Source organism: Microcystis viridis FACHB-1342, assembly GCF_014698335.1.
Taxonomy (GTDB): domain Bacteria; phylum Cyanobacteriota; class Cyanobacteriia; order Cyanobacteriales; family Microcystaceae; genus Microcystis; species Microcystis ichthyoblabe_A.
Genome location: NZ_JACJSV010000037.1, coordinates 39535 through 45534, shown reverse-complemented (window position 1 = coordinate 45534; position 6000 = coordinate 39535). Strand labels below are relative to the sequence as shown.

Genomic DNA, 6000 nt, shown 5'->3' with positions numbered 1-6000 from the left:
AGGATAAGTTATAATTTAAAAAATTAATCAACAACTAAAGCTTATGCTTGTAGCTAAGTGAAATCATTGATTAAGAGACCTGTACTTTTCAATGACTTTTTGCCGCAAACCCTATGTAGCTTGGCTGCAAGACCAAGCAGCAAAACTGCGATCGCCTGATCGCAATACTTTAGATTGGCAAACTTTAGCCGAGGAATTAGAGGAAATGGTGGATGAACGCAAATACAAAGCAGAAAGCTTTCTTTTCTTATTCAACTCCTCAGTCACCTGCTACTTTACGCCTACTGGAAGCATCCTTACTACCTACCCCAATGGACAGACGAGATAGATAATTTCAGATTGGAATCGAGCCTGCTATTTCGCTCTCAGGTAATCTACAATCATGCCTTAGAACGGGTTTGGTTATTGTTATCAAAAAGCACTGGGAAAAGCGAGCCGCAAAAGTGGATTAACTTTACCAGTTGACTGTCCTTGGACAATTGAGAAAATTCTTGATGAGGATTCGTTACCTGGTTAAAAACTCGAGCTTGCAATCCAACTTACATCCATACAACAATAGGGTGGGCAATACCCACCTTACTTCAGTTGCTCAACAACTAATAGCTGGTATTCCAAAATCTGGTTGAAAAAGAAATTGATACCAATTTTCAATAGTCGTGATTAACATCTGAAAGTGCAATTCCGCTCTCAGAGAGGAATTGCACTTTGGAATAATCAACTAAGTCTGTCATCACTTTTGAAAAATGATATGAGTCAGCGGTTTAATCACTATCGGTGCAGCAGTAGGAGCCACATTAGGGAACGCACTCTACAGCGATTAAAATGCGTAGATTTCATGATGAGCTAGGCGGATTTGATGGTTTCAAATACTTCCGATTATCTAAGCAATCAATTACAGATAGTCCTAGCTCATACATAGCTTCCAAAGCCGCATTTTCATACTTGTTATACTCAGTCAGATCATGAATTATTTCTTTCTGCCCATGAGCTATATTATTTCTCCTGCTTACTAATGTCTTAAGTAAAAGCTCATGTTGATCCACCATTGAGCATGATAAACCAGCATCTGTAGAGTTCTTTTTAAGCAGCATAGGCTTTAAATTGCTATCTGCTTCTAAGCGAATATTGAATTCAATATTCTCATTAATTAAAGCTGGCAATTCGTTGGAAAAAAAGCTCCAAACTCCATCTGCTGACAAATCACCTCCAAGTTCTTTAAAGCGCTTCCTTAGCGATAGCTTTATAACCTCCTCACGGCATTGATTGCGTTTAATATTTTGCCTTTGAATTGTATCGAGGTATAAATCCCATGCAAATCTACAAAAACCTTCATAGTGAGCATATAGCAAAGTAGTAATAGCTCTCAAGAGAGCTTCATACCTTACAGGATGCTTAACCCTATCAGTCGTTAATATTTGAATTTTAATTGCAGCCAGTTCTCCTTCTCTCCAGTTGAGATCAGCCTCGATCTCATTCGCCCAGTTACTCATGAAAATTACTCCAGAAGCTGAGTTAAACCGTCTTGAATACATCCAATTCTATTAGAAAGCTTAGTTCTGGAGTTAGCTCCAGGTCCAATATTATCCTTAAAGCTGTTTGACTGAACAATTTTGATTATTTCATCCCTAACAGAAGAATTATCCAGATTCTCTAATCTTTCTAGTATCCTAAACACGCCAATTGTAACAGCTTCAAAATAAGCTGGAGCTAAAGCACCAATTGGTGATTGATCGCGATATCGAACAAAAGCACCACTGCCGAGAATTTGGCTCAAGTAATCAAATAATCTATTAAAGTCTTGTGTTTCAGTAGAATAATCAAATTGTATTTCTCCAAATAATATATTTTCCATGTATGTGTCTAACCAATCTCTCACACTCCCCCGGAAGAGATCTTGAGCATTTTTTGCGGCAAAAAATCTTAAGACAAGCTCTTCGTCTCCCTTTTGTTCTTTTTCTGATTGAGACAATGTATCTATGCAAGTCTTAAAGTTTGAATAGGAGGATCTTTCTTGGAGAAATGTATAAAACTTTATACCTGGCTCACCAAGCATCCTAGAAGAACAGTTACGAATTTCCTGTGGAGCTAGAATTGAGCCACCAGTATTTAACCTTTTGAACATTTCATAACGCAGAAAAGACTTACTTTGCCTTTTAATAATTACTGTCCTTACAGAGGATCTTTTAATCCTAAGCTTGAGTCTCAATGATAAATCTTCAAAAGTCAGATTATTAAGTTCTGAAATCTGATCACAACCTTCTAACTTTAGAGATTTCAGCTTTTCTCCATCTATATCAGTGAAATTCAGTACATTGGCATCAATGAATTGAATCACAGAGCTAAGGCGTTGTAAGCCATCAATTAACTCCAAAACCCCATCTGAGTTCTCAATAGTAAATATCTGTGGTATTGGCAACTCAAGAAGTATGGATTCTATTAAACGAGACTTTTGTTGATTAGACCATCGGAATAACCTTTGATATTCCGGTTGAATAATGAGTTCATTTTGAGAATATAAACTGATGATTTCTCCAAAGCTGAGATCGATAGATTCAGTACGAACCTCACCAATTTTGGCATCTATCCGTTCATCTATTGATTCCATCATCATATTGCTCCTAGACTTCTAAACCCTATGGCAAGCAAAACTTGTACCTTAAACATTCTAATCGTAATCTGCCAGTTGAATATTACATTCAAGGAAAAAGTATGAACAGGGAACGAGCCGCATAACTATTAATCATACCGCTCCCTGCGGTCGAGTAACCTCCCCCATCCTAATATCCCACTTCCATCGGTCTAACACCGCCTCAATAAAACCTAATACCGCACTGTGCGGTTTAATCACCTCAATTTGGACATAATTACCGCAGAGGGTAGTCTAGCACCCCACCCCAGTGGGTTCTAGCACATTTAAGGTAAAGGCGAAATTAAAAATTGTTGCCATCCTACAGCCAAAAGTCTAGAATGATCATTAATTTTTGTGAATGGTCGGGTCTTCTAACCGAAGGCATTGACGAAAAGCACATTGTATCTGTCCTAGAGGCACTATGAAAAAGCTTAAGCAATACTGGACTGCTGAAGCACTGGAAAAAGACTTAGGCGATCCTCTCAATCCCGATAACCCTCTATCCTACAAGCGGGTGATCGAAATTGATGAGAGCGAAGAATTTCCCCACGAGGAAATTCGCTGGTTATACGACTGGAAACTCCAACACTACTACATTCCCACGGATTGCGGCGGTGAGTTCACCTCTTTTGAGGAATTTGTCGCTTTTGTGCGGGTACTTTCCCGACGGGATCAAACTATCGGCATCGCTTTTACTACCCTATTCTGGTCGTTTTTAAACTGGATGGCGGGAACCCCAGAACAGAAACAGAAGCTCGCCCGTTTTATCATGGATGACTATGGGGCGCTGTGTCTGGGTTACTCGGAAAAGGAACACGGCAGCGATCTGATCAATGGTGATCTGACCGCGACGAAGGTGGAAGGAGGTTATATTCTCAATGGGGAGAAATGGCCGATTAACCGGGCGACTATCTCTGGAATTTCCTTTATTTTGGCGAAAACCGATGCTAACGGCGGGCCAAAGTGTTTAACCCTATTTATGGTCGATAAACGGCAATTAGACCCCGAAAAATACTATAATTTGCCGAAAATATACACCCATGGTGTGCGGGCCTCGGATATGAGTGGCATTGGTTTTAAGGATTGTTTCGTCCCTGATTCCATGCGTTTACGCGAGGAGGGAGACGGTTTAGAATTAGCCCTGAAAGGTTTCCAAATTACCCGAATGTTGTGCGCTGCTTTTTCCCACGGGGCAGCCGATACCGCTTTAAGAACTACCCTCGGTTTTGCCGTTAATCGAGTAATTTATAACAAAAATGTGATGGATTTGCCCCAACCCCGGCGCACTCTCGTGGATGCTTTCCTTGACATCCTTATTTGTGATTGCGAGACGATTCCGGCTGCGAGAGGTTTTCATATTATCCCCGAACAGTTTAGCGTCTGGGCTTCGGTGGTAAAATATTTTGTTACTGTCCGTCTGGAGGAGATGGTTAATAGTGTTTATGTGGTCTTGGGATCGCGTTTTTATATGCGAGAAGAACACGAATTCGGCATCTTCCAGAAGCTACTGCGGGATAATTCGATTATCAGTATGTTTGACGGCAGTTCGATCGTCAATCTTCATGCTTTAATCCTACAATTGCGTCCTTTAACCAAATATCGGGCTAAACGCAACTCGCGCACCATGTCGGCGTTAAAAACCCGTTTAGAGGCGATTTTTAGCCTAGAAAAGTCAGTTCCTCCCTTTGAACCCAATAATTTAGAATTATTTGGCCGGGGAATGGATGATTCCCTGCAAGGTTTAGAAATTGCCCTTGATATACTGGAAGGATTGAAAAATTCTGACGAAGTGGACCCAGAGATATTAGAAAATCTATTGATGTTGGGTAATTTAGTTTTAGAGGAACTAAATGCTCACGATGAAAAGATTAGTCAATCGAAATTCGAGTATGGTCACGACCAATCACCCGAATTGTTCGAGATTGCCAAGAAATACTGCACTTTACACGCCGCTTCTGCTTGTTTACACACTTGGCTTTATAATCGTTCTATCTTGGGGGAATTTTTTGCCCGGGGGGAATGGTTGGTGTTGAGTTTACACCGATTACTGCGAACTCTGCGGCCGCTGCCTTACACTCTATCTGAGGTGTATGTAGAAAATGTTGCCCAAGAATTGCTGAAATTATATCAAGAAAATCAACATTTTTCGATTGTGCCTTTTCAATTAGCCCATTTACAAACTACCGAGGAAAAAACCCATGAACTCCAGCTCCAATCTTAATAATCTGGTACAAAATTGGTTAGTTAAACAGTTAGCTGATCAGTTATCTTTGGATGCTAAAACAATTAATGTGACTGAACCTTTAACCCGTTATGGTTTAGATTCGATCGATGCAGTAACGATGGTGGGTGATCTAGAGGATTGGGTTGGTCAAGAGTTACCTTCTACCCTTTTCTGGGATTATTCTACTATTGAAAAAGCCTCTCTTTTCCTAGTAGAAAACTACGATCTTTCTAATCTTTCTGATGAGGAAACCCCCGCAGAAGTTGCCTCCGTCGCTGAAAAAGCTGAACCGGCCGTTAGTGGTGGCAAAGGTTGGAGTTTATTCGGTCGTCGTTAATTATCAGTTATCATTGATCAGTTACCAGTTACGGCATTTCTCATAAAAATGAAGTATAACCTAGAGGATAACTGCTGTAAATTGAAATATACAAAAAAGGGCGATCAATTGATCGCCCTTTTCTCCTACTAAATAACAAAAATTAGCGTAAGATATACACCAGTAAAAACAGGATAATCCAGACCACATCGACGAAATGCCAGTATAATTCTGCCGCTTCCACACCAAAGTGAGATTGACTAGAATAGTGGTCTTTTTGACGAGAACGCCAGAGGACAGATAGAATCAGCACTAAACCGAAGGTAACGTGGAGACCGTGGAATCCGGTTAAGGCATAAAAAGCGCTGGTGAAAACATTAGTTGTCAGACCGAATTCAGCGTGATAATATTCGTATCCTTGACCACAAAGGAAGATAATTCCCATCAGGGCAGTAATACCGAACCACAATTGTAAACCGGCATTATTGTTTTGTTTAATCGCCTTTTGTCCTATGTGCATAACAAAACTACTGGACACCAGAATAATCGTGTTAATTGTCGGTAGGGTTAATTCTAATTCGGGCGTGCCGGCGGGGGGCCAAACGGGTAACATGGTACGGTAGAACAAGAAAGCGGCAAATAAGCCTAAAAAGATGGAACTTTCCGCCACTAGAAACAAAACCACACCGAATAAGCGATGATCCGGGTGGCCATGATGTCCGTGTTCCACTGTTTCCTGATGATAATTGACAGAGAGTTGAGAATCTTCGAGCGTTGAACCTTGCATGATTGAATGTCCTTAGTTTACACAGGAGACGGGGAGCTTTTTGT

General features: G+C 40.6%; 6 protein-coding genes and 1 pseudogene. 4 read left to right on the top strand and 3 right to left on the bottom strand.

What is annotated here, in order from left to right:
* The first annotated feature begins 91 nt into the window (after nucleotides 1–91).
* Nucleotides 92–328, top strand: coding sequence for a DUF29 family protein (locus tag H6G40_RS23300; RefSeq protein ID WP_002737413.1), 237 nt, complete (start codon nucleotides 92–94; stop codon nucleotides 326–328).
* Between the two features lie 81 nt (nucleotides 329–409).
* A pseudogene (locus H6G40_RS23295) lies at nucleotides 410–517 on the top strand (DUF29 family protein); the annotation flags it as partial.
* 316 nt (nucleotides 518–833) lie between these two features.
* Here the strand turns inward: H6G40_RS23295 and H6G40_RS13405 are convergent.
* Together H6G40_RS13405 and H6G40_RS13400 are read right to left on the bottom strand one after the other, a co-directional pair.
* Nucleotides 834–1490, bottom strand: a complete 657-nt coding sequence (locus tag H6G40_RS13405) for an MAE_28990/MAE_18760 family HEPN-like nuclease (RefSeq protein ID WP_042790853.1) — start codon at nucleotides 1488–1490, stop codon at nucleotides 834–836.
* A gap of 5 nt (nucleotides 1491–1495) precedes the next feature.
* Nucleotides 1496–2605: a DUF262 domain-containing protein gene (locus tag H6G40_RS13400; RefSeq protein ID WP_123230126.1), complete on the bottom strand. Its 1110-nt coding sequence runs from the start codon at nucleotides 2603–2605 to the stop codon at nucleotides 1496–1498.
* Nucleotides 2606–3050: 445 nt separating this feature from the next.
* Here H6G40_RS13400 and H6G40_RS13395 point away from each other — a divergent pair, with 445 nt between their 5' ends.
* Nucleotides 3051–4850 carry an acyl-CoA dehydrogenase family protein gene (locus H6G40_RS13395; RefSeq protein WP_069473955.1) on the top strand — a complete coding sequence of 600 codons (1800 nt, stop codon included), beginning with the start codon at nucleotides 3051–3053 and terminating at the stop codon, nucleotides 4848–4850.
* Nucleotides 4828–5190, top strand: a complete 363-nt coding sequence (locus H6G40_RS13390) for an acyl carrier protein (RefSeq protein ID WP_016516957.1) — start codon at nucleotides 4828–4830, stop codon at nucleotides 5188–5190. The genes H6G40_RS13395 and H6G40_RS13390 overlap by 23 nt, the downstream gene beginning before the upstream one ends.
* Before the next feature lie 142 nt (nucleotides 5191–5332).
* Here H6G40_RS13390 and H6G40_RS13385 read toward each other — a convergent pair whose 3' ends face one another.
* Nucleotides 5333–5956 carry a cytochrome c oxidase subunit 3 gene (locus H6G40_RS13385; RefSeq protein ID WP_002738397.1) on the bottom strand — a complete coding sequence of 208 codons (624 nt, stop codon included), beginning with the start codon at nucleotides 5954–5956 and terminating at the stop codon, nucleotides 5333–5335.
* Nucleotides 5957–6000: the final 44 nt, after the last annotated feature.

Bases quoted from the DNA above. Each gene is read 5' to 3' on its own strand.
- H6G40_RS23300 (WP_002737413.1), top strand. From the start codon at position 92: ATGACTTTTTGCCGCAAACCCTATGTAGCTTGGCTGCAAGACCAAGCA.
- H6G40_RS13400 (WP_123230126.1), bottom strand. From the start codon at position 2,605: ATGGAATCAATAGATGAACGGATAGATGCCAAAATTGGTGAGGTTCGT.
- H6G40_RS13385 (WP_002738397.1), bottom strand. From the start codon at position 5,956: ATGCAAGGTTCAACGCTCGAAGATTCTCAACTCTCTGTCAATTATCAT.
- H6G40_RS13390 (WP_016516957.1), top strand. From the start codon at position 4,828: ATGAACTCCAGCTCCAATCTTAATAATCTGGTACAAAATTGGTTAGTT.
- H6G40_RS13405 (WP_042790853.1), bottom strand. From the start codon at position 1,490: ATGAGTAACTGGGCGAATGAGATCGAGGCTGATCTCAACTGGAGAGAA.
- H6G40_RS13395 (WP_069473955.1), top strand. From the start codon at position 3,051: ATGAAAAAGCTTAAGCAATACTGGACTGCTGAAGCACTGGAAAAAGAC.